We start from the raw sequence: 22,342 nt of genomic DNA on the forward strand, positions 1-22,342 counted from the left end.
AGGGGAAACGAGGAGAGCACTATGACAATCCACAAGACGACTCTGGCCCTGTCCCTCGGTGGGCTGCTGCTCGCCGGCAGCGTCCACGCCCAGGAGAACAAGCTGTACCTGTTCAACTGGACCGAATACATGGATCCCGACATCATCGCGGACTTCGAAGCGCAATACGACGTCGAAGTGGTGCAGAACTACTTCAACTCGCTGCCCGAGATGTTCGCCAAGCTCAATGCCGGCGGGGTGTCGCAGTACGACATCATCGTTCCCTCGAACTACTACGTGCCGCGGCTGATCGAGACCGGCCTGGTGCAGAAGCTCGACAAGTCGAAGCTCGACAATCTCGACAATGTCATGGAGCAGTTCCGCGACCCGAGCTACGATCCGGGTGCCGAATACTCCGCTCCCTACCAGTGGGGTACCACGGCCATGGTCTACAACACCGAGACCTTTCCCGACGCGCCCAAGAGCTGGTCGTTGATGTTCGATCCCGAAGTCAACCCCGAGCACCCCTTCGCCTTGATGGGCGACGGTCAGGTGAGCATGGGGGCCGCGTGCGCCTACCTGGGGCACGGCTACGACTGCACCGATCCCGAGGCCTGGAAGGAGGCCGCCCGGCTGATCATCGACACCAAGCGGCGCGATACCTTCAGCGGCTTCACCGACGGTACTCCGGCGCTGCAGCAGTTGGCCCGCGGGGTGACTCACGTGGGCATGAGCTACAACGGCGACTATCTGTTCTTCAAGGACGAGGATCCGGAGACCTTCGAGACGCTGGACTTCATGATTCCCGATGAAGGCGCCGAGATGTGGGTGGATGCCATGCTGATTCCGTCCGAGGCGCCCAATCCCGACATGGCGCACCAGTTCATCGACTTCATCCTCGATGCCGAGGTCGGAGCACGGCTCTCCAACTACAACTACTACGCCAGCCCCAACGCGGCGGCAGAGCCTCATCTCGACGAAGTGCTCACCCAGCCGCCGGTGCAGCCCAGCGACGCTGACATGGCGCGGCTGCGTTTCACGCCCAGCCTCGAGGGTGAGGCACTGCAGACCTTTCAGCAGTTGTGGTCAGAGGTCCAGTCTCGCTGAGCGAGCGGCTCCCGATCTCGGTCGGGAGCCCGCCAATTTCCGCAAGGACAACCCCATGAGTGACTCTCAGGATCGGCCGGTCCTCAACGACTGGTTTCAGTCGCACGGCATCACCGAAGTCGAATGCCTGGTCAGCGACCTGACCGGGATTCTCAAGGGCAAGATCATGCCTGCCGGTAAGTACCTCAACGGCGGGCGTCCGCGTCTGCCCGACTCGATCTTCATCCAGACCGTCACCGGTGGCTATCCGGACGACGAGGACATTCGCTTCTGGAATCCCGCCGAGCGGGACATGGAGTTGGTGCCCGATCTCAACGCCATCTATCTCGTGCCCTGGGCCGATGACCCGACGGCACAGATCATTCACGATTGCCACTATCTCACCGGCGAACCGGTGGAGTTGGCGCCGCGTCACGTGCTCAAGCGCGTGCTGGAGTTCTATGCCGCGCGTGGCTGGAAGCCGGTGGTCGCTCCCGAGGTGGAGTTCTACTTGGTCAAGACCAATACCGACTCCGACTATCCGCTGGAACCGCCCATCGGACGCACCGGACGCCAGGAGAGCAGCCGACAGTCTTTCTCAATTGATGCGGTCAACGAATTCGACCCGCTGTTCGAGGAGATGTACGACTACTGCGAGGCCATGGATCTCGATCTCGACACCCTGATCCACGAAGAGGGTGCCGGGCAGATGGAGGTCAACTTCCAGCACGGCGACCCCCTGCAGCTGGCCGACCAGGTGGTGATGTTCAAGCGTATCCTACGTGAAACGGCGCTGCGTCATGGCATGTATGCCACCTTCATGGCCAAGCCCATGGCCAATGAGCCGGGCAGTTCGCTGCATATCCATCAGAGCCTGGTGGACAAGCAGACGGGCAACAACCTCTTCGCCGGCGAGGGCGATCAGCCCAGTTCGCTTTTTCATCATTACCTCGGTGGCTTGCAGCGCTATCTGCCGGCGGCAATGCCGCTGCTGGCGCCCAACGTCAACTCCTACCGGCGCCTGATGCGTGGCGAAACCAGCGGGTCGGCGCCGATCAACGTCGAATGGGGGCTCGACAACCGCACCGTCGGTCTGCGTGTGCCCGTATCGCCACCGGCAGCCACGCGCATCGAGAACCGCCTGGCCGGGGCCGACGCCAACCCTTACCTGGCCATTGCCGCTTCCCTGGCGTGCGGCTATCTGGGCATGCTCGGCCAGCTCGAGCCGCGCCCGCCCATGCTGGGGTCGGCCTGGTCCGGCGGCAACAAGCTACCCGACGACGTCGGCCCCGCGCTGGACGACCTGCGCGACTGCCAGGCGCTCGCCGACGTGCTGGGCGAGCGATTCGTCAACAGCTACCTGGCGGTCAAGCGCGCCGAGCACAGGGCGTACTTCCAGGTGATCAGTTCCTGGGAACGAGAGCATCTGCTGCTGCGGGTCTGAGCGATGCTGGACAGGGTCCAGGTGTCTCGAGGCGGGTGGGCAGCGCCTGCTCGTAGGCCTGTCGATCGAATACAGACGCAATCGAGGAAGTCGATATGACGGCAACGGCGGCCACCGATCACGTGGCGTCCTGGTATGCGGCCACGGCCAACCCCGCACCGGAGCGGCCTGCCCTGAGAGATGACATCGACTGCGACGTTTGCGTGGTCGGGGCGGGCTTTACCGGGATTTCGGCGGCGCTGCATCTTGCTGAGCAGGGCCTCTCGGTAGTGGTGCTCGAAGCGGCGCGCGTGGGGTTTGGCGCGTCCGGTCGCAATGGCGGGCAGATCGTCAATAGCTACAGTCGCGATATGGACGTGATCGAGGTGAAATACGGTGCCGAGACCGCTCGCGCCTTGGGCGACATGGCTTTCGAAGGCAACCGCATCATTCGCGACCGCGTCGCTCGTTATGGAATCGATTGCGATCTGCGTGACGGCAATCTCTTCGCTGCCTGCAATGCCAAGCAGCTGCACGGACTGCGCGAGCACAAGGCACTGTGGGAACGCTACGGCTACACCGAGCTGGAGCTGCTGGAAGGCGAGGCCGTCAAGCGCGAGGTCGACTCCGAGCGCTACAGCGGCGCCCTGGTCGATCATGGTGGCGGTCACCTGCATCCGCTCAACCTGGTGCTGGGCCAGGCCGCGGCATTGGAATCGCTGGGCGGTCGCATTTACGAACGGTCCCCGGTGACCGGCATCGACCATGGCGAGCCGGCGGTCGTGCGTACGCCATCGGGTCGGATCACGGCCGAGCGGGTGGTGATGGCCGGCAATGCCTATCTCAAGGGCGTGCTGCCCGAGATCGAGGGCCAATCGATGCCCTGCGGGACTCAGATCGTCACCACCGAACCGCTCGGCGAGGCTCGCGCCCGTGCGCTGATTCCCAATGGTCTGGCGGTAGAGGACTGCAACTACCTGCTGGACTATTATCGTCTGACCCGTGACAACCGCCTGCTCTACGGCGGCGGGGTCAACTACGGTGGCGACGACCCCAGCGACATCGAAAGCGTCATTCGGCCCAAGATGCTCGAGACCTTTCCGTCACTGGCGGACGTCAAGGTCGAATACGCCTGGAGCGGCACCTTCCTGATGACGCTCAACCGCCTGCCGCAGTTCGGCGTGATCAACGGCAACGTCTACTATGCCCAGGGCTATTCCGGCCACGGCGTGACCTGCACGCACCTCGCCGGCAAGCTGATAGCCGAGGTGATCGAGGGACGCAGCGAGCGCTTCGATGCCTTCGCCGGCTTGCCTCACCTGCCGTTCCCCGGTGGACGACTGCTGCGCGTTCCCCTGTCGGCGCTCGGGGCCTGGTATTACCAGGCCCGCGACCGCTTGGGTATGTGAATCAGAACAGCCCGACGATCTCGCCGTCGTCGTCGATGTCGATGCGTGAGGCAGCGGGTTCGGCGCTGAGACCCGGCATGGTGCGAATGTCGCCGCACAGGGCGTAGACGAAGCCGGCCCCGGCGGAGAGGCGCACCTCGCGCACCGGCAGCAACCAGCCGGTGGGCGCTCCCAGCAGCGTCGGGTCGGCGGAGAGCGACAGGTGACTCTTGGCGATGCACACCGGAAGGTGGCCGTGGCCCTGGGCCTGGAACGCCTCGAGTTGCTGACGAGCCTGGGGCGCGAGCTCGATGCCATCGGCACCGTAGATCCGCGTGGCGATGCGTTCGATCTTGTCGGCGAGCGGCAGCGCATCCGGGTAGAGGAAACCGAAGTCGCTACCGGCATCGGCAGCCTCGGCGACCGCCTCTGCCAGTTCCAGGGCTCCGGCGCCGCCATCTCGCACGTGGGTGGAGACTGCCGCGCGTACGCCCGCCGCCGCGGCGATGTCGCGGATGATGGCGTGTTCGCTGGGGTAGTCCGTCGGGAAAGCATTGATGGCCACCACCGGGGTGATGCCGTGGGCGCGGATGTTGTCGATCTGCTTGATCAGGTTGCTGGCGCCGGCCTGCACATCCTGCGGGCTTTCGTCCTGCAGCGCGGACGGCAGGGGGTGGCCGGGGCGCACCGTGTGCCGGCCCGAGTGGTACTTGAGCGCGCGTACCGTGACGACCAGCACGGCAGTGTCGGGTGTGAGCCCCGAGCTGCGGCATTTGATGTTGAAGAAGCGTTCCGCCCCCATGTCCGCACCGAAGCCTGCCTCGGTGACCAGGTAGTCGCTGCCGTGGATGCCGAAGCGGTCGGCGACGATCGACGAGTTGCCGTGGGCGATGTTGCCGAAGGGGCCGGCGTGGATCAGCGCTGGGGCGTGCTCTAGCGTCTGCAGCAGGTTGGGTTTGATCGCCTCCTTGAGCAGGACGGTCATGGCGCCGGCCGCACCGATGTCGTCGGCGGTGACCGACTCGCCGTCGCGGGTCTCGCCCACCACCATGCGGCCGAGCCGCTGGCGCAGGTCCGCCAGGGAGTCAGCCAGGGCGAGCACTGCCATGACCTCGGAGGCGGCGGTGATCTCGAAGCCGCTCTGGCGTGTCACGCCATCGCCGCGCCCGCCAAGACCGGTGACGATGTGGCGCAAGGCGCGGTCATTGAGATCCAGCACGCGCGACCAGCGCACCGAGAGAGGGTCGAGATCGACCCCGCGGCGCTGGTGGAGATGGTTGTCGATCATTGCAGCGAGCAGGTTGTGCGCTGCGGTGACGGCATGAATGTCGCCGGTCAGGTGCAGGTTGATGCGCTCCATGGGCACTACCTGGCTGAGCCCGCCGCCGGCGGCACCGCCCTTGAGCCCCAGGGTAGGGCCAAGGGAGGGTTGGCGGATGGCCACCGTGGCTCCATGGCCCAGTTGCTGCAGTCCCTGGACGAGACCGATGGCGGTAGTGGTCTTGCCCTCGCCCAGGGGGGTGGGGGTGATCGCCGAAACCACCACGTAGCGGCCACGTGGGCGGCACTCGAGATCGTTGAGTGCGCCCAGGTCGAGCTTGGCCACCCCGCGACCGTAGGGCTCCACGGCATCGCCGGGCACGCCCAGCCGATGGGCGATCTCCTCGATGGGCCACAGCCGCGCCTGTCGCGCGATGCTGAGATTGTCCTGCATGGGCGGTGTCGCTGTGGACAGTGCCTGGGTTTCGGGGGCCATGAGGCGTCTCCTGATGCCGGTTGCGGTAGGCGTGCGCTTCGTTTCAGTATTTTCGCCATGCGTCATCGCCGTTTGTGCGCAGGCGTCAACCGGCTTGGTCGCAGCGACACCGAGGCGCTGTCTCTGCCGGTGGGATGGTTGACGTGGCGGTGCAACTTGGGGCCATATTCATTGTCGTTTAACCAGAACGGCGAAATGGCTCCGGGAGGCGAGCATGGAACCCCACGAGTTGCCGGGCGATGGCCAATACGACATCGGGTTCCTGTTGATCCCGGGGTTTTCCCAGTTGGCGTTCTCCTCGGCACTGGAGCCGCTGAGGATGGCCAATCACCTCACCGAGCGGCGGCTCTATCGCTGGCATCTGCTGAGCCGTGACGGCAAACCGGTCACGGCCAGCAGCGACTTGGCGACCGGCGTCGACGCTGCCCTGCCGTCGGCTCCAAGCCTCGATCTGGTGGTGGTGTGTGCCGGCGTCGAGGTGCAAAGCCATTGCGATCGCGACACCCTGCAGTGGCTACGTCGCCAGGCCGGTCGGCACCTGCCGCTGGGCGCCGTGTGTACTGGAGGCTACGTGCTGGCCCAGGCGGGGCTGCTCGACGGCTATCGCTGCACCCTGCACTGGGAGCACATATCGAGCCTCCATGAAGCCCTGCAGTTCCCCCGTGTGACCTTCTGCTCGCAGCTCTTCGTACTCGACCGGGATCGCTACACCTCCTCGGGTGGCATCGCGCCGCTGGACATGATGTTGACCTTGATTGCCCGTCAGCAGGGGCTGGGGCTGGCCGAGGCCATCGCCGAGGAGTTCATCCACGAGCGCATTCGTGGCGTGGGCGATCGCCAGCGCAATCCGCTGCGCGTGCGCCTGGGGCATAGCCACCCCAAACTGGAGGAGGTGGCCACGCTGATGGAAGCCAATCTTCAGGAGCCGCTGACCCTCGACGAACTGGCCAGCCATGCCGATCTCTCGCGGCGCCAGCTGGAGCGGCTGTTTCAGCGCTACGTCGACTGCCCACCTCTGAAGTACTACATGGACCTGCGCTTGATGCGGGCTCGCCAGCTGCTGCGCCAGACCCACATGCCGATCACCGACGTGGCCATGGCGTGCGGCTTCGTTTCTCCGCCGCACTTCACCAAGAGCTATCGAGACCACTTCGGTCATTCGCCGAGCCGCGAACGGGAGCGTAGACGCGATCGCGAAGCGGCCGCGCAGGCCGCCAGCCCCCCGCTATCGCATTCTCCGGTCGATCCTACCGAGTGAGGCTCAACTGCGGGGGCGCCGGTTCTCGGGGTCGTAGAGCGGGCGATACCCCACGGCGGCCACCCGCAGCGGGTAGTGCTCGCCGAAGTACTCCATGAGCAGGCCATTGCCTTCCCGGGCGTGTTCCGCCGGCAGGTAGCCCAGAGCGATGACCGTTTCCACCGAGGGGCCATAGGCGATGCTGGTCACGTAGGAGCGGCGCCCCTCGCTGTCGATCAGCACGTCGCCGCTGGCCGGGTCGAGGATAGGGGCATGGCCGACCGGGAAGCGCGGCGTGCCCGAGGCGTCGCGGTGCTCTTCCATGACCAGGGTGCACAGATAGGCGGGCTGACGGTCGCGTTCGCGCTGCGCGAGATAGGCCGCCTTGCCGTGGAAATCCGCGGCCTTGACCTTGGGGCGGGCCAGTCCCGCCTCGTAGAGATTGTATTCGGTGAGCAGGTCGACATTCTGCAGCCGCAGGCTCTTTTCCAGACGCCGGCTGTTGGCGTAGGTCTCGATGCCCACCGGAGTCACGCCCCGTTCATGGAGAAGATCCCAGAGCGCGAGCCCGTAGCTGAAGGGGACGTAGAGTTCCCAGCCCTGTTCGCCCACGTAGGAGATGCGGAAGGCCCACACCGGCAGGCCGCGCACGCGAATCTCGCGCGCCGTGGCGAAGGGGAAACGTTCGTCGTCGAGTTCCTCGGGGGCGTCGGCGACGGCCTGCAGCGTGCGTCTGGCGTTGGGGCCCCACAGCCCCAGCGTGGCCAGGCTGTCGGTGCGGTCCTCGACGTGCAGCGCCTCGAGCCCGCGGGCCTCGGCCATGCGCGTCATCCACACGAGGTCACGATGGCCGGTGTCGCCGCCGCAGATCACCCGGTAGCGGTCGTTGCCCAGGCGGACGATGGTGAGATCGCCATGCACGCCGCCCCATTCGTCCAGGAAATGGGTGTAGACGCCCTTGCCGGTCGGGGTGTCGCCGCCGACCTTGGCGACCGAGAGGTATTCCAGCAGGGCCTCGGCGTCCGGGCCGGAGAGGTCGTAGATGGCGAAGTGGGAGAGGTTGATCATGCCCACGTCGTCGGAAAGCGCCAGGTGCTCGGCGTTGGAGACGCGCCAGAAATGGCGGCCGTCCCACTCGTCGGGTCGCTCGGGTATGCGTTCGGCGTAGCGCTCCAGCAGTGGCTCGTTGGCCGCGTAGCCGTGGGCGCGTTCCCAGCCGGCGGCTTCCATGAAGTGGCCGCCGAGCTCCCGCTCGCGGGGCCAGAAGGGGCTGCGCCGGAGGTTGCGGCCACTCTCGAAGGGTTCGCGAGGGTGCACCGGCGGGTCGTAGATCTTCTTGGCGATCTCCCGACAGCGCCCGTACACGTAGTCGGGCGTTTTCTGTACCGGATAGAAACGGGCGATGTCGATGCCGTGGGGGTCGAGCTCCGGCTTGCCTCGGGTGAGCCAGTCGGCGAGTACCTTGCCCATCCCCGGGCCGTCCTTGACCCACACCGCTTCGCAGAACCACAACCCGCGCGTCTCCGGCGATTCGCCGACCAGGGAGCCGCCGTCGTTGGTGACGGAGAGCAGGCCGTTGAAGGAGTGCTTTTCGTCCCAGCCCAATTCGCCGAGCGCGGGGGTCAGTTCGATGGCGCGCTCGAAGGCGTCCATGACCTGATCCAGCTCCAGATCGCGCATGGAGGGCGACAGCCGTGCCTGGTGCCGCTCGAGGATGTCCTGGGGAGAGACGAGTCTGGGCGAACGGGCCTCGTAGTAGCCCCACTCGAGCTGACCGCCTTCGGTGCTGGAGGGGTCGCCGGTATCGCGCAGGTAGGCGGAGTTGCCCTGGTCGCGCAATAGTGGATAGCCGATCTCCAGGCCGGTGCCGGCAAAGGTGTCGAAGGGACCGAAGAAGAGCAATGGATGCTCGACGGGCATCAGTGGCAGGGCGGCGCCGCCCATGGCGGCGGGAATCGGCCCCCAGATGCCGGAGGTGACGATGACCACCGAGGTGGCGATATAGCCCTTGGCCGTCTCCACGCCATGAATGCGACCGTTGCGTACGTCGATGCTCAGCGCTGGGGTGTCGGCGAAGGCCTTCAGGGCTCCCGATGCCACCGCCCGCTCCACCAGTTCGCCGGCGACCTGCTGCGAGCGCGGCACGACCAGGCCGGCATCGGGGTCCCACATCGCTCCCTGGATCCGGTTGCGGTCCAGCAGTGGAAAGCGTTCGGCGGCCTCGGCGGCACTGATCATGCGCACGTTGGTGCCGAAGGCCTTGCCCGAAGCCACCTTGCGCTCGAGCTCGGCCAGGCGGGCATCGTCGCCGACGCGCGCCACCTCCAGGCCGCCGACCTTCCGATAGTGGCCGAGGCGTTCGTAGAAGCGCTGGCTGTAGGTGGTGGTATAGCACGACATCTTGTCGTGGGAGGTCATGTAGCAGAAGTCGGAGGCGTGGGACGTCGAACCGATGTCCGAGGGGATCGACGACTTGTCGAGGCCGACCAGGTCGTCCCAGCCCTGCTCGATCAGGTGGTGGGCCACCGAAGCGCCGACGATGCCGCCCTGGCCGATGATGACCGCGCGTGCTTGCTGGGGGAATGCCGCCATGCTCCGCCTCCTGGGTTGTCCGTCGCTGTCACTGTTCAAGCTAATGCACCCAGCCTGCGATTGCTGTCCAGCGACGACTTGCATTTGCATCGTGACGACAGAGGGGCGTCACGACTGTCGTTGCGGCCAAAAACGCCGTCGTCGTCGGTGCCATGCCGGCGGTTATGCGCACTAGCCTGGAGACAAGGGTAGCCCCAGGCGGCGACCCGGGCACACACGACATCGCCCCGCCAGCGGTGCGGTCCGCCAGCCGGGCAAGGAGCAACGATCATGTCCCAGGCCATCGAGAATATTCCCCAAACCGATGGGGTGCCGGAGATATTGCTTTATCCGCGGATTCGCAAGTCGCCGTTCTTCTACGCCTCGCGCCGTCACGGGGTGCGCAAGTACAGCGTCTACAATCACCATTACCACCCGCGCCTCTACACCGATCCGGTGGACGAGTACTGGGCGCTGGTGGAGGGCGTCACCCTGTGGGACGTGGGAGTGGAGCGCCAGATCGAGATCAGCGGCCCGGATGCCTTCGCCTTCACCCAGCAGCTGGTGCCCCGCGACATGCGCCAGTGTCAGGTGGGGCAGTGCAAATACGTCTTCGTCACCGCCCCCGACGGCGGCATCATCAACGACCCGGTGCTGCTGCGCATCGAGGAGAACCGCTTCTGGCTGTCGCTGGCGGACAGCGACGTGCTGCTGTGGTGCCAGGGGTTGGCCTACCATTCCGACTTCGACGTCACCCTCCGGGAGGTCGATGTGGCCCCGGTGCAGGTTCAGGGACCCAAGGCCAAGGCGGTGATGGTCGATTTGTTCGGTGAGGCGGTGCTGGCGATGCCCTATTACCATCTGATGGAAGCCGAACTCGACGGCATGTCGGTGGTGATCTCGCGCACCGGTTACTCCGGCGAAATCGGCTACGAGATCTATCTGCGCGAGGCGAGCCGCCACGGGGAAGCGCTGTGGCAGCGGGTCTTCGAGGCGGGTCGACCCCATGGCATGCAGGTGATCGGCCCCTGCCACATCCGACGCATCGAAGGGGGGATCCTGGCGTTCGGCTGCGACATCTGGTACGACACCAACCCCTTCGAAGTGGGCATGGGTTATGACTGGATGGTCGACCTGCGTGGCGACGATGACTTCATCGGTCGCGCTGCGCTGGAGCGTATCAAGGCCGAAGGGGTTTCGCGCAAGCTGGTGGGAGTGGAAATCGACGGTCCTAGCGTCGGCTACTTCACCGACGGTGCCATGATCGACGCCTTCCCGGTCCTCGATAGTGCCGGCACGCGCATCGGCCAGGTGACCTCGGCCACCCGTTCACCGCGGCAGGAGCGCAATATCGGCTATGCCATGGTGCCGATCGAGCATGCCGAGCTGGACACGCCGCTACGCATCGAGGCCAATACCGGGCTGCAGGAAGCGCGGGTGGTTTCCAAGCCGTTCCACGACCCTAGCAAGGCGATTCCCAAGGGGTGAGGAAGATGACGGCGACCCGCTATGCGGTGCTGCCCATCGCGGGACTCATGCTGAGGGCGATTCTCGAGAGGCACAGGATGCGCCTTGCGATCATTCGATGATCGACGCGACGGCATCGTTCAGTCGTGCAAGGGCGGGCCGCACGATGCCCAGCGAGCGCTCGCGCCGCATCAGTGCCTCTTCGCCGGCATAGCTCAGGCTGATCAGTTGGACGCCTCCTCGGCGTGGCCGAGGGCATGGAGGTGCTCGAGATAAGCCCGCTGAATCGCTTCCTGGCCCGGATAGCGGGCCGCGGCATAGATGGCACCCCCCTTGTGGAACTCGGCCTCGATGCCCTCCCGGGCCAGCGTGGCACCGATCGCATCCACGTTGTCGGCCAGTAACCGGCAGCAGGCCCGTCGCTCATCTCGAGACAGCCCCTCGACGAGTCGTGACAGGCCGGCCAGGATGCCCGCCAGCGCCGCGTAGGGCAGCTGAGTGAAGGCATGCTGGAAGGGGGTGCAGCCGCTGGCCGACAGGGTGGCGCCGATCACCAGCGTCATGTCCGCGCCCAGGTTGTGCCCCAGGGTGGCGACGATGGGCAGGATGATCACGAACACCCCCCCAGTTCGAGCCGGTAGCGAAGGAGACGAAGCCCATGATGCTGAAGATGATGAAGGGCAACAGCTCGGCGGAGATCAACGGCTCCACCGTGGTGATGATGTACTCGTTGAGGCCCAGTGCGGTGTTGACCTCGTTGAACAGGAAGGCCGCCACCAGCACGGCCAGGGCATCGATCATCGATTTGAAGCCCTCGACGATATTGTCGAAGGTCGCGCTGGCGGACAGCTTCTTCAGGGCGATGAAGGTCACGATCATCCCGGCCAGGGTGACGAAGATGCCCATCAGGAAGTCCAGGTCGAACCACCAGGTGAAGAAGGCCAGGGAGGCCATGGGCAGCAGGAAGGACCAGTGGCGCCGACCACGGCGCTGACGACGGTGGCCAATGCGACAGCGAGCAATATCATGACCATCCAGCGGTGCCATGGGCGGGCACCCTGCTCGATCACCTTCTCGTTGGCTTCCATGGGTATCTCCTCGATCTTGTCATTGTGTGAGGGGGAGGGGGTGGATCAGCGCAGGCGTTCCAGCAACTGGTAGTACCACATGCCGGCGGCCAGCAGGGTGTTGCCGAGACGGTCGCTGAACGGGACTCGCCAGTGACGGACATTGGCGAAGGCATCGAACTCCCGACTGCTGCCGTCGACCGCCTCGGCGAGGATCTCGCCGACGAGGTGGGATGTGGCGATGCCGTGCCCGGAGTAGCCTTGGGCGTAGTAGACATGGGGCGAGAGCTTGCCGAGCATCGGCACGCGGTTGATCACGATCCCGGCGAGTCCCTGCCACTGGAAGTCGAGCGCCACGCCCTCGAGCTGTGGGAAGGTATGCTCCAGCCGCGGGCGGAGCTCGGCGGCGATGTCGTCTGACGTCCTGCCCGAGTAGTTGGCGCCGCCACCGAAGAGCAGCCGCCGGTCGGCGGTGAGGCGGTAATAGTCCAGCACGAAGCGGGTATCGTAGACGGCCAGGTCCTGGGGGTTGATCGCGTTGGCGGTGGCTTCGTCCAGTGGCGCGGTCGTGACGATACCGAGTGAGGCGGGGAAGAGCTTGCCGCCGAGCCGCCGGCGCTCGAGGTGGTGGTAGGCGTTGCCGGCGAGGATCACGCTATCCGCCTCGACGCGGCCATGCTCGCCGATGACGGCCGGAGATTCGCTGTGCACCACCTCCACTACCGGTGACGCTTCGAAGATCCTGGCCCCCAGACTTGCCGCTGCCCGGGCCTCGCCCAGGCAGAGGTTCAGGGGGTGGAGGTGCATGTTGTAGTCGTTGCGCAGGGCGCCGTGGTAGAGCCGCGTGCCGAGCAGCTCCTCGACCCCTGCCTTGTCCAGCCAATGGACATGTTCGCCGATCCAGTGGGACTGGGAGGCCTCGTAGTCCCGCCGTAGTGCCTTCAGATGGCTCGGCTGGTAGGCCGCCTGGAGATGCCCGTGTTTGAGGTCGCAGGGAATGGCGTATTTCTCGACGCGATCGCGAATGATGCGCTGGCCACGCCAGCGGAGATCCCAGACGAAATGGGCGGCCTCATCGCCGAGGGTGCGCCGCATCTGGTGGCGCATGGCATCCTCGCCGGACAGGCTGCCGGTGACCTGGCCGCCGTTGCGTCCACTGGCCCCCCAGCCAATCTTGTTCGCTTCGATCACCGCCACCCGATAGCCCCGCTCGCTCAGCTCGACGGCCGTGGCCACGCCCGTGAAGCCGCCCCCCACGATGGCGACGTCGACCCGGTGATTGCCCTCGAGGACGGGGTAATCGGATTCGTTGATGATGGACGCAGAGTAGTAGGAAGGGGGGTGCGACTGGGCCATGAGAACGCTCGGCATGAAGTGTGATCACATATGTGTGATCACACTAGCAGGGGCTTGCGAACGTGGCAACCCGGGGCGGGGGGAGCCGCAGTGGTGTCTGTTTGGGGTATGCTGGCGGCGTATATGACGACGACATGGCACGCCGATGGACCAACAGACACAGGGCGAAGGGTTCTCGCCGGATACCGCCGCCACCCGGCTGCATCGGAAGCTGCGGACGAGGCTCTGCGAGGGGGATTTTGCGCCGGGAGACGTGATCTCGATACGCCGTATCGCCACCGAGTACGGTACCAGCGCGATGCCGGCGCGTGAGGCCGTGCGCTGGCTGGTGACGGAGGGGGCGCTGGTCTTCTCCGACAGCCGCAAGATCCGGGTCCCCGAACTGAGCCGCGAGCGCTTTCACGAGGTGCTGTTTGCGCGCCAGAGCCTCGAGACCGAAGTCTCCCGCCAGGCCTTTCCCCGGCTGAACGCCGAGGATCTGGCCGAGCTCGAGGGCATCGATGCCCGGATCAATGCGGCCATCGAAGCCGGCGATATGCAGGCGTACATGCGCGGCAACCATCGCTTCCACTTCCTGATCTATCGACGCAGCCACTCCCGGGTGCTGCTGCCCCTGGTCGAGCTGCTCTGGCTGCAGTACGGGCCCAGCATGCGTCAGATCGGCACTCGCTGGGGCGCATCGAGCATCGCCGATGACCATCATCGTGACGTGACCCAGGCCCTGTCCCGGGGAGACAGGGAGGGGTTCTGCAGCGCCATTGCCGCGGATATCGAACAGGGAATGCGCCTGCTCGAGTAGACCTTCCGCGTCGCGCGATCGGTGTCGAGACAGCGCAACAACGCTCTCCCGACGGGCATGGCGAGAGGTCACACGTGGCGCAGGTACCAGTCGTACTCGAGCTTGCTGACCGCCTGCATGGCCTGGTCCCGCTCGGCACGGCGGTTGGCCAGGAAGACCGCGAGGAAGTCCGCGCCTAGCGCCTCGGCCAAGGGGTCGCTCTGTTCCAACAGGTCCAGGGCCTGTCGCCAGCTGTTGGTAAGGCTGGGCGCAACCTGGTCGTAGGCGTTGCCGGTGATGGCGGACGGCGGTGTCAGTCGTCGTCGAAGCCCGTGGTCGATGGCGCCGAGCAGGGTTGCCAGCAGTAGGTAGGGATTGACATCGGCGCCGGCCACTCGGTGCTCGATGCGCCGCGCCGCGTTGGACCCCGAGGGGATGCGCAGCGCCACCGAACGGTTGTCGTAGCCCCAGGTCGGGGCCATGGGCACATAGAGCCCGGGCTGGAAGCGGCGAAAGGAGTTGAGGTTGGGGGCGAAGAGCGCCATCGAGGCCGGCATCAGCTCGAGCAGGCCGGCCACGGCGTGCTGCATCTGCGGCGAGCCGAGCGGGTCGCCGTCTTCGGCCGCGAAGACGTTGTTTCCCGCCTCGTCGAGCAGGCTGATGTGCACGTGAGTGCCGTTGCCGGCCTCCTGGCCATAGGGCTTGGCCATGAAGGTCGCCTCGAAGCCATGGTGCAGGGCCACGCCCTTGATCAGGCGCTTGAGCAGCACCGCGCTGTCGCAGGCCGCGAGCGCATCATCGCAGTGGATCAGGTTGATCTCGAACTGTCCTGGGGCACACTCCTTGAGGGCAGTGTCCAGCGGCAGCTGCTGGGTTCGGGCGGCGGCGTGGATCTCCTCGAGCAGCTCGGCATACTCGTCGAGCTCGTTGATCGAATAGAGCTGGCTCTGCGCGGCGCGCTCGCCGGTCGCCGGCGAGCAGGGCGGCTGGACCATGCCCAGGGCGTCTCGGCGTCGGTCGACGAGGCTGAACTCCATCTCCACGGCCACCACCGGGGTCAACCCGGCGCGATGCAACCGCTCCAGCACCCGGGCGAGCACCTGGCGAGGATCGGCGAAGAACGGGGTTCCGTCGGCCTCGGTCATGGTCATCAGCAGCTGCGCCTGGCGAGCGTCACGCAGCCAGGGGCTAGGCATCAGGCTGCCCGCCACGGGGCGGCAGACCCGGTCGCTATCGCCAATCGAGAGGCCCAGGCCCGTGGCTTCGATGGTATTGCCCAGGATATCCAAGGCGAACACCGAAGCCGGCAGGTTGACTCCGTCGCGGTAGGCCTTCTCGAGATTGTCGCGGGGGATGCGCTTGCCGCGCAGCACGCCGTTCAGGTCGCTGATCAGCAGGTCGACGCTGTCGATGTCAGGATGGCGGTCGAGGAAGTCGCGGGCTTCATCGGCAAGGGAGGACATGGGGCCACCTATCGGCTTTGGGTCGTTGTTCGAGGCTGTCATCTTTGAAGCACACACCAATGTTGTCAAATCTTTTACGCATGTCGCCAGACTTCGATGGCCTTTCGATTGCGTGATACTGTTTTTTAATCAATAAGTACAGCTGGTAAAGAGAACTTTTGGCCTAGAGGCCTCGGCAGGGGTTGGCAAGATTAATCAACGGCGATATGTTGAGAAAAGCATAACAATCATCATGCGTGTTCCGAGGAGACCGCCATGCGCACTCGACCCTTGGTAGGCGTGATCGCCTGTCGTCGCGAGGTGGAAGGCCACCCCGCGCACATGGTCACCGATAAGTACCTCTCCGCCTTGCGCGATTATGGCCTGGCGCCGGTGATCCTGCCCGTATGGGAGGACGCCGTGGAGAGCGAGCTGCTGGGATCGCTCGACGGCCTGCTGCTCACCGGCAGCTACACCAATGTGGAGCCGCAGCGTTACGGTGCCGAACGTGCCCCGGAGAACGCCCGGGATGACACCCATCGCGATGCCGCGGCGCTGGGCTGGATTCCCGCTGCCCTCGACCTGGAGCTGCCGCTGCTGGGCATCTGTCGCGGCTTACAGGAGCTCAACGTGGCCTTCGGCGGTACCCTTCACCAGGCGGTGCAGCGGGTGCCGGGCATGCTTGATCATCGTGAGCCGGAGGGCGATCGCGAGGCGAAGTATGCCCCGAGCCATGACATCACCCTGGTGCCCGGTGGACGGCTTGCCGCGCTCCATCCCGAGCCGGCGTCCCGGGTCAACTCCCTGCACCAGCAGAGCATCGCCGAGCTGGGGCCCGGCCTCGTCGCCGAAGCCTTGGCGCCGGACGGGCTCGTTGAGGCGATATCGGTCTCCGGCGCCCCGGGCTTCGCGATGGCGGTGCAGTGGCACCCCGAGTGGAAGCCCCGCGAGCACCCGCTCTACGACGCCCTTTTCCGGGCCTTCGCTGCAGCCTGTGACGTCCATCGCGGTGCCCGCATCCCGTTATCCGCCGTCGACGCCTGAGGCCGTCGTCCCGACCCGGAGGAGTATCATGTCGCATTCGCTTCAGGCACTGGATCGTGCTCACCACCTTCACCCCTTCACCGACTTCAAGGCTCTGGGAGAAGAGGGCAGTCGCATTATCACCCATGCCGAGGGTGTCTACATCCACGACAGTGAAGGCCATCGGATTCTCGACGGCATGGCCGGGCTGTGGTGCGTCAATCTGGGCTATGGCCGCGAAGAGCTCGTCGCTGCGGCCAGCGCGCAGATGCGCGAACTGCCTTACTACAACAATTTCTTCAAGACGACGCATCCGCCGGCCGTGAAGCTCGCTGAGACGCTGTGTCGTCTGGCGCCGCCCCACGTCAATCATGTCTTCTTTACCGGCTCCGGTTCCGAGGCCAACGATACCGTGCTGCGCATGGTGCGACGTTTCTGGGCGCTGCAGGGCAAGCCGCGCAAGCAGTGGGTGGTCGCTCGCGAGAACGCCTACCACGGTTCCACCGTTGCCGGCATGAGTCTGGGCGGCATGGCGCCGATGCACGCTCAGGGCGGTCCGCTGGTGCCGGGTATCGCCCACGTCCGCCAGCCCTACTGGTTTGACGAAGGGCGAGGCCGGGACCCTGTGGCCTTCGGCCGCGAGTGTGCTGCTGCCATCGAAGCGAAGATCCAGGAGTTGGGGGAAGATAACGTCGCTGCCTTCATTGCCGAGCCCGTGCAGGGTGCCGGCGGGGCCATCATTCCGCCGGAAAGCTACTGGCCGGCGGTGAAGACGGTACTGGCGAAGCACGACATTCTGCTGGTGGTCGACGAGGTGATCTGCGGTTTCGGACGTCTCGGTGAATGGTTCGGTAGCCAGCACTACGACCTCGAGCCCGATCTGATGCCGATTGCCAAGGGGCTCTCGTCCGGCTATCTGCCCATCGGGGGCGTGCTGGTGGGGGATCGGGTGGCCGATACGCTGATCGAAGCGGGCGGCGAGTTTTTCCACGGCTTCACCTATTCTGGCCATCCGGTCTGCGCCGCCGTGGCATTGAAGAATCTCGAACTGATGGAAACCGAGGACGTGGTGGAACGCGTTCGCGACGATATCGGCCCCTACCTCGCCAAGCGCTGGGGCGAACTGACCGATCACCCGCTGGTCGGCGAGGCGCGTTCGCTGGGGCTGATCGGCGCCCTGGAGCTGATCGATCCGGCCTGCGGCGAGCGTTTTCCCAAGACGTGGGGAGCGGGCAACCTGTGCCGGGACATCAGCTTTGCAGCCGGCCTGGTGATGCGCTCGGTGGGTGATACGATGATCATTTCGCCGCCTCTAGTCATCACCCGCGAGCAGGTCGACGAGCTGGTTGGCCTGGCCCGCCAGGCGCTGGACGAAACCGCTGAACGTCTGGCCCATCAACCCCATACAAAGGAGAAATCCGCATGAGCGCCCAGCAGCGTCCCGAGAGCCGTGCCGACTGGCAGGCCCTAGCCGACTCCTTGACCTTCGAGTCTCGCGCCTTCATCGACGACGACTTTGCGGCAGCGGCCAGCGGCGAGACCTTCGAATCGCGCAACCCGGCAACCGGCGAGCTCCTGGCCGAGGTGGCGAGCTGCGATGCCCCGGATGCCGAGCGCGCGGTGGCTGCCGGACGCGCCGCCTTCGCCGCTGGCGGCTGGTCGCGCCTGGCTCCCGGCAAGCGCAAGAAGATCCTGCTGCGGCTTGCCGAGCTGATGGAAGCCCACAAGGACGAGCTGGCACTGCTCGACACGCTCGACATGGGCAAGCCGATCGGCAGTTCCCTCGGCGACATGGCCGGTGCCATCGCTTGCTTGCGCTACAACGCCGAGGCCATCGACAAGGTCTTCGGCGAGGTGGCGCCCACCGGCGAGGAAAGCCTGGCGCTGGTGCTGCGTGAGCCGCTCGGTGTGGTGGCTTCCATCGTGCCGTGGAATTTCCCGCTGATGATGACCGCGTGGAAGATCGCGCCGGCACTGGCCGCCGGCAACAGCGTCATCCTCAAGCCCTCGGAGAAGTCGCCCCTCTCGGCGCTGCGGCTCGCCCAGCTGGCCCAGCAGGCGGGCCTGCCGCGCGGTGTCTTCCAGGTGCTGCCGGGTTTTGGCCATACCGTGGGCAAGGCATTGGCGCTCTCCATGGAGGTCGACTGCCTCTCCTTCACCGGCTCCACCGCCACCGGCAAGCAGCTGATGCAATATGCCGGGCAGTCCAACCTCAAGCGGGTCTACCTGGAGTGCGGCGGCAAGAGTCCCAACCTGATCTTTGCCGACTGCAAAAACCTCGACCGGGTAGCCAAGCATGCCGCGGCGGCCATCTTCCACAATCAGGGAGAGGTGTGCATCGCGGGTTCACGTCTGTTGGTCGAGAACAGCATCCGCGAAGCGTTCGTCGACAAGGTGCTGGCCGCTGCCGAGACCATGCAGCCGGGCGACCCTCTCGATCCCGACAGTTTCATGGGAGCCATCGTCGACGAGACTCAGCACCGCCGTATCCTCGACTACATTCGCCAGGGGGTGGAAGCGGGGGCCCGGTTGCGCACCGGTGGCCAGGCGCTGTCCGGGCCGGGCCTGTTCATTCCGCCAACGGTGTTCGACGGCGTGACGCCGGCGATGGCCATCGGCCGTGAGGAAGTCTTCGGCCCGGTGCTCTCGGTGTTCGGTTTCGACAGCGAGGAAGAGGCCATCGAACTGGCCAACGACAGCGTCTACGGCCTTGCGGCTGGCCTGTGGAGCCAGGACATCGACCGCATCATGCGCGTGACGCGCCGACTCCATTCGGGCCAGGTGTTCGTCAACAACTGGGCCGGCGGTGACCAGACCGTGCCTTTCGGTGGCGTCAAGCAGTCGGGTAACGGCCGCGACAAGTCGATGCACTCGCTGCAGGAGTACTCGGAACTCAAGACGGTATGGATGGCGTTGTCGACTTGAATTCAGGGTGAAGTCAGAATTGCGACGCCGGCCTCAGAGGCCGGCGTCGCCGTTGGTGCGATGCTTCACGGGGTCTGTCGTCGCTCCTCGATCTCGGCCAACAAGGCGTCGGCCTCTTCGCTGAACGTGGCATTGGCGCGCATGTCTCCGTTGCGGGCGGCTTCCATGGCTTGCTTCAGCTTCTGCTCATAGGCTTTCTGCAGCTGGCGGGTCGGGTTGCGCTTGAACCATCCGAACATTGTCTCTCTCCTGGTGCGTCGTGGCGCCATGTCGGGCTCAGAAACTGGCCCACTCCGGTTCCGGTCGAGTGCGTTCCGTTCTCGCTGCCGTGGATTGCGGGGTCGGATCCGCGCTTGCATTCAGGCTGGCCAGGGCGCGATTCACCGCCCGGCTGCTGTCCGGCAATTGGAAGGCCGACATGGCCGCCATCAACTGCTGAGCGTGTTGACGCAGGTTGCCCGAGGCCGTGGCGCTCTCCTGGACCAGCGCGGCGTTTTGCTGGGTGACCTGGTCCATCTGGGTGACCGCCGTGCCGGCTTCCTCGACGCCGGCACGCTGTTCGGCGCTGGCGTGGCTGATTTCCTGCATGATCTGGCTGACCCGGCCGATGGCGGCAACGATGTCTTCGGTGGCTTGGCTGGCCTCGGCCGCGCGTTCGTTGCCATGCTTGACGCGTTCCCCGTTGCGCTGGATCAGGTCGGTGATCTCCTGGGCGGCGTCGGCGCTGTTCTGGGCCAGCTTGCGCACTTCGGCGGCGACCACGGCAAAGCCGCGACCGTGTTCGCCGGCCCGCGCCGCTTCCACCGAGGCATTGAGTGCCAGGATGTTGGTCTGGAAGGCTATATCGTCGATGGTGGAGATGATGCTGGCGATCTCGCTGGAGCTCTCGTCGAGCTCGCGCATGGTTTCGGTGACCTGATGCACGGCCTGGCCGCCGCGCGTGGCCGTGCTGGAGGCGTCTTCGGCTTCACGGCTGGCCTGTTCGGCGTTATCGGAGTTCTGGGTCACGGTGCCGTTGAGTTCTTCCATGGCCGAGGCGGTCTGCGTCAGCGCACTGGCCTGTTGCTCGGTGCGCGAGGCGAGGTCGCTGTTGCCTTCGGCGATCTGTTCGCTGTTGCTGGCCACCGATTCGGCGGCGGCGCGCACCTGGGCGACGATGCCTTGCAGTTGGCGGGCCATGGAAACCTGAGCGGCCATGATGCTGTGCCGGTCGCCCTGGCGCAGCTGCCCTTCGGTGGCCAGATCGCCACGTCCGATGGCCTCGGCGAACGCTTTCACCTCATGCGGCTCGGCGCCCAGTTCACGCAGCAACTGGCGTGACAGGAAGTAGGCGATGAGGCCGCCGATCACCAGAGCGGTCAGGCACAGGCCCAGCATGAGCATCTGGAAGCCGGAGGCCGTGTTCCGTGCGCTGGCGGTGTCGGTGGCCGTTTCCGCTTCCTGGTGGTCGATGAAGGCGTTGATGTCGTCGAGCCACTGGAAGAAGGCCGGACCGGCCTGGCTGAGCAGGGCGTTGCGCGCCTCGTCGACGTTGCCGCTTTGGCGAGCGGCAATGATTTCGCCGGCCAGGGCATTGGTGCGTTCAGCCTGGTTCTCGATGGTATCCAGCAGCCGCTCCTCTTCCCGACTGGCGGCGTGGGCTGCCAGGGTGTCTGCCATGCCTTGGTCGGCGGCCCGGTAGTCGTCGGCCAGTTTCCGATAGTCGGCTTGCAGGCGTTCCAGTTCTTCCGGCTGTGCGACCAGCGTCATATCGCGCAGCAGGATGGCGCGGTCATGTACGCTGCCGCGCCAGTCGATGGCATGGCGGAGCTTGACGCCGTTGACGTCGTTGATGGTGGTCAGGTCACGATCGATGCGGTTGACCTGATCGATGCCGATGGCGGTGAGAACGACGATCAAAGCGAGGACGGCGGAAAACCCGCCGACGAGGCGGGTGCGGATACCGAGGCGTGCCACTCTGGCCGATAGCGTTTTCATTGTGGGCGTTCCTTCTGCGTAACGTCGGGGTGGGTGCATGACATCGTGCGACCCTGTGCGTTACCCAGCCTAATACTTATATTGTACTTGTACAAATAATTTGTTTTTGTATAGCAAATGACCCAGTAACCCTTCCTCCCCCGCTAACGGCGGATGAGCCATTCACCGACGAGCGATGCCATGGCACTGTTGGTGGAACGGGGGTTGGTGTAAAGGTGTTGTCAAGGAAGCGTGATCGGGAGGCGCCCCAGCCTCAGAAGGTACGGGCCGGGGTGGCGCAGCTGACCAGGCGGCAGGGAGCCTGGCCCGGATTGCGGAAGCGGTGGGGGACGTTGGTGTCGAAGTAGTAGGCCTCGCCGGGGCCGAGCACGCGGCTTTCGGCGCCGATGGTGATTTCGATCTGGCCTTCGAGGACCACGCCGGCTTCCTCCCCCTGGTGGGCGATCATCTCGCGGCCGGTGTCGGCGCCGGCTGGATAGGTTTCGATCATGAAGGCCAGCGCCCGGCTCTCGCGATTGGCTCCGACCAGCTTGTAGATCACCTGGCCCGAGCCCATGTCGGCCAGCTCGTCGGGCTTGTAGAAGACCTGGTTGCGACTCTCCAGATCCATGGTGAAGAAGTCGCCGACGCTGATGGGGATGGCGTCGAGAATCTTCTTGAGGGAACTCACCGAGGGGCTGACCTTGCCCTGCTCGATCAGCGACAGGCTGGAGTGGGTCACGCCGCAGCGCTTGGCGAGTTCCCGCTGAGATATCCCGCGCAGAGTGCGCAGGGCGCGCAATCGGGTGCCGACGTCATCGGACATCTGGGGTTCCTTGCTGGCGTGAAGTGTCGTTGTCGCCACGGGGCGTCGAGCCCCGTGACGAC

Annotated in this window: 17 protein-coding genes and 1 pseudogene; 9 read left to right on the forward strand and 9 right to left on the reverse strand. The window is 65.5% G+C overall.

Annotation, left to right across the window (positions count from 1 at the left end):
- The first annotated feature begins 21 nt into the window (after positions 1-21).
- The 3 genes from GFD32_RS02030 (at position 22) to GFD32_RS02040 (ending at position 3,897) form a co-directional block, all read left to right on the forward strand.
- Positions 22-1,086 carry an ABC transporter substrate-binding protein gene (locus GFD32_RS02030; protein WP_163574824.1) on the forward strand — a complete coding sequence of 355 codons (1,065 nt, stop codon included), beginning with the start codon at positions 22-24 and terminating at the stop codon, positions 1,084-1,086.
- Positions 1,087-1,141: 55 nt separating this feature from the next.
- Positions 1,142-2,509: a glutamine synthetase family protein gene (locus GFD32_RS02035; RefSeq protein WP_163574826.1), complete on the forward strand. Its 1,368-nt coding sequence runs from the start codon at positions 1,142-1,144 to the stop codon at positions 2,507-2,509.
- 95 nt (positions 2,510-2,604) lie between these two features.
- Positions 2,605-3,897, forward strand: a complete 1,293-nt coding sequence (locus GFD32_RS02040) for an NAD(P)/FAD-dependent oxidoreductase (protein WP_163574828.1) — start codon at positions 2,605-2,607, stop codon at positions 3,895-3,897.
- A 1-nt stretch (position 3,898) separates the two neighbouring features.
- Here the strand turns inward: GFD32_RS02040 and GFD32_RS02045 are convergent, their stop codons facing one another.
- Positions 3,899-5,632 carry a formate--tetrahydrofolate ligase gene (locus GFD32_RS02045; protein WP_240455517.1) on the reverse strand — a complete coding sequence of 578 codons (1,734 nt, stop codon included), beginning with the start codon at positions 5,630-5,632 and terminating at the stop codon, positions 3,899-3,901.
- A gap of 214 nt (positions 5,633-5,846) precedes the next feature.
- Between GFD32_RS02045 and GFD32_RS02050 the strand changes: the two genes are divergently transcribed.
- Complete coding sequence (locus GFD32_RS02050; protein ID WP_163574830.1) at positions 5,847-6,890, forward strand: GlxA family transcriptional regulator; 1,044 nt, start codon at positions 5,847-5,849, stop codon at positions 6,888-6,890.
- Positions 6,891-6,893: 3 nt separating this feature from the next.
- Here GFD32_RS02050 and GFD32_RS02055 read toward each other — a convergent pair whose 3' ends face one another.
- Positions 6,894-9,461: a GcvT family protein gene (locus tag GFD32_RS02055; RefSeq protein ID WP_163574833.1), complete on the reverse strand. Its 2,568-nt coding sequence runs from the start codon at positions 9,459-9,461 to the stop codon at positions 6,894-6,896.
- 270 nt (positions 9,462-9,731) lie between these two features.
- Here GFD32_RS02055 and GFD32_RS02060 point away from each other — a divergent pair, with 270 nt between their 5' ends.
- On the forward strand, positions 9,732-10,928 hold the full coding sequence (locus GFD32_RS02060; protein WP_163574835.1) for a glycine cleavage T C-terminal barrel domain-containing protein: 1,197 nt from the start codon (positions 9,732-9,734) through the stop codon (positions 10,926-10,928).
- A 203-nt stretch (positions 10,929-11,131) separates the two neighbouring features.
- Here GFD32_RS02060 and GFD32_RS19875 read toward each other — a convergent pair whose 3' ends face one another.
- The 3 genes and pseudogenes from GFD32_RS19875 to GFD32_RS02070 all read right to left on the reverse strand — a co-directional run bounded on the left by GFD32_RS19875 (position 11,132) and on the right by GFD32_RS02070 (position 13,330).
- Entirely contained in the window at positions 11,132-11,521 is a 390-nt protein-coding gene (locus tag GFD32_RS19875; protein WP_240455518.1) for a hypothetical protein, read from the reverse strand.
- Between the two features lie 67 nt (positions 11,522-11,588).
- Positions 11,589-11,954 (reverse strand): annotated as a pseudogene (locus tag GFD32_RS20100) (Na+/H+ antiporter NhaC family protein); the annotation flags it as partial.
- An 86-nt stretch (positions 11,955-12,040) separates the two neighbouring features.
- Positions 12,041-13,330, reverse strand: coding sequence for an NAD(P)/FAD-dependent oxidoreductase (locus GFD32_RS02070; RefSeq protein ID WP_205599011.1), 1,290 nt, complete (start codon positions 13,328-13,330; stop codon positions 12,041-12,043).
- A gap of 145 nt (positions 13,331-13,475) precedes the next feature.
- Between GFD32_RS02070 and GFD32_RS02075 the strand changes: the two genes are divergently transcribed.
- Positions 13,476-14,129, forward strand: coding sequence for a GntR family transcriptional regulator (locus GFD32_RS02075; RefSeq protein ID WP_163574839.1), 654 nt, complete (start codon positions 13,476-13,478; stop codon positions 14,127-14,129).
- 68 nt (positions 14,130-14,197) lie between these two features.
- Here GFD32_RS02075 and GFD32_RS02080 read toward each other — a convergent pair whose 3' ends face one another.
- A complete protein-coding gene (locus tag GFD32_RS02080; RefSeq protein WP_163574841.1) occupies positions 14,198-15,571 on the reverse strand; it encodes a glutamine synthetase family protein in 1,374 nt (457 codons plus the stop codon).
- Positions 15,572-15,826: 255 nt separating this feature from the next.
- Between GFD32_RS02080 and GFD32_RS02085 the strand changes: the two genes are divergently transcribed.
- Genes GFD32_RS02085 through GFD32_RS02095 form a run of 3 tightly spaced genes read left to right on the forward strand, consistent with a single transcriptional unit; the run spans position 15,827 to position 19,498 of the window.
- Entirely contained in the window at positions 15,827-16,594 is a 768-nt protein-coding gene (locus GFD32_RS02085; RefSeq protein ID WP_163574843.1) for a gamma-glutamyl-gamma-aminobutyrate hydrolase family protein, read from the forward strand.
- A 28-nt stretch (positions 16,595-16,622) separates the two neighbouring features.
- Positions 16,623-17,999, forward strand: coding sequence for an aspartate aminotransferase family protein (locus tag GFD32_RS02090; RefSeq protein WP_163574845.1), 1,377 nt, complete (start codon positions 16,623-16,625; stop codon positions 17,997-17,999).
- The gene (locus tag GFD32_RS02095) at positions 17,996-19,498 is read left to right on the forward strand and encodes an aldehyde dehydrogenase (RefSeq protein ID WP_163574847.1); all 1,503 of its coding nucleotides are present in this window, start codon (positions 17,996-17,998) and stop codon (positions 19,496-19,498) included. The genes GFD32_RS02090 and GFD32_RS02095 overlap by 4 nt, the downstream gene beginning before the upstream one ends.
- A gap of 65 nt (positions 19,499-19,563) precedes the next feature.
- Here the strand turns inward: GFD32_RS02095 and GFD32_RS02100 are convergent, their stop codons facing one another.
- From GFD32_RS02100 to GFD32_RS02110, 3 genes are all read right to left on the reverse strand, one after another.
- A complete protein-coding gene (locus GFD32_RS02100; RefSeq protein ID WP_163574849.1) occupies positions 19,564-19,737 on the reverse strand; it encodes a DUF6435 family protein in 174 nt (57 codons plus the stop codon).
- A gap of 37 nt (positions 19,738-19,774) precedes the next feature.
- Positions 19,775-21,475 (reverse strand): methyl-accepting chemotaxis protein, encoded by a 1,701-nt coding sequence (locus tag GFD32_RS02105; RefSeq protein ID WP_163574851.1) that lies wholly within the window; start codon positions 21,473-21,475, stop codon positions 19,775-19,777.
- 253 nt (positions 21,476-21,728) lie between these two features.
- On the reverse strand, positions 21,729-22,280 hold the full coding sequence (locus tag GFD32_RS02110; protein WP_163574853.1) for a cupin domain-containing protein: 552 nt from the start codon (positions 22,278-22,280) through the stop codon (positions 21,729-21,731).
- Positions 22,281-22,342 lie beyond the last annotated feature (62 nt).

Origin of the sequence: Halomonas faecis (assembly GCF_010993975.1) — a bacterium.
Taxonomy (GTDB): Bacteria; Pseudomonadota; Gammaproteobacteria; order Pseudomonadales; family Halomonadaceae; genus Halomonas; species Halomonas faecis.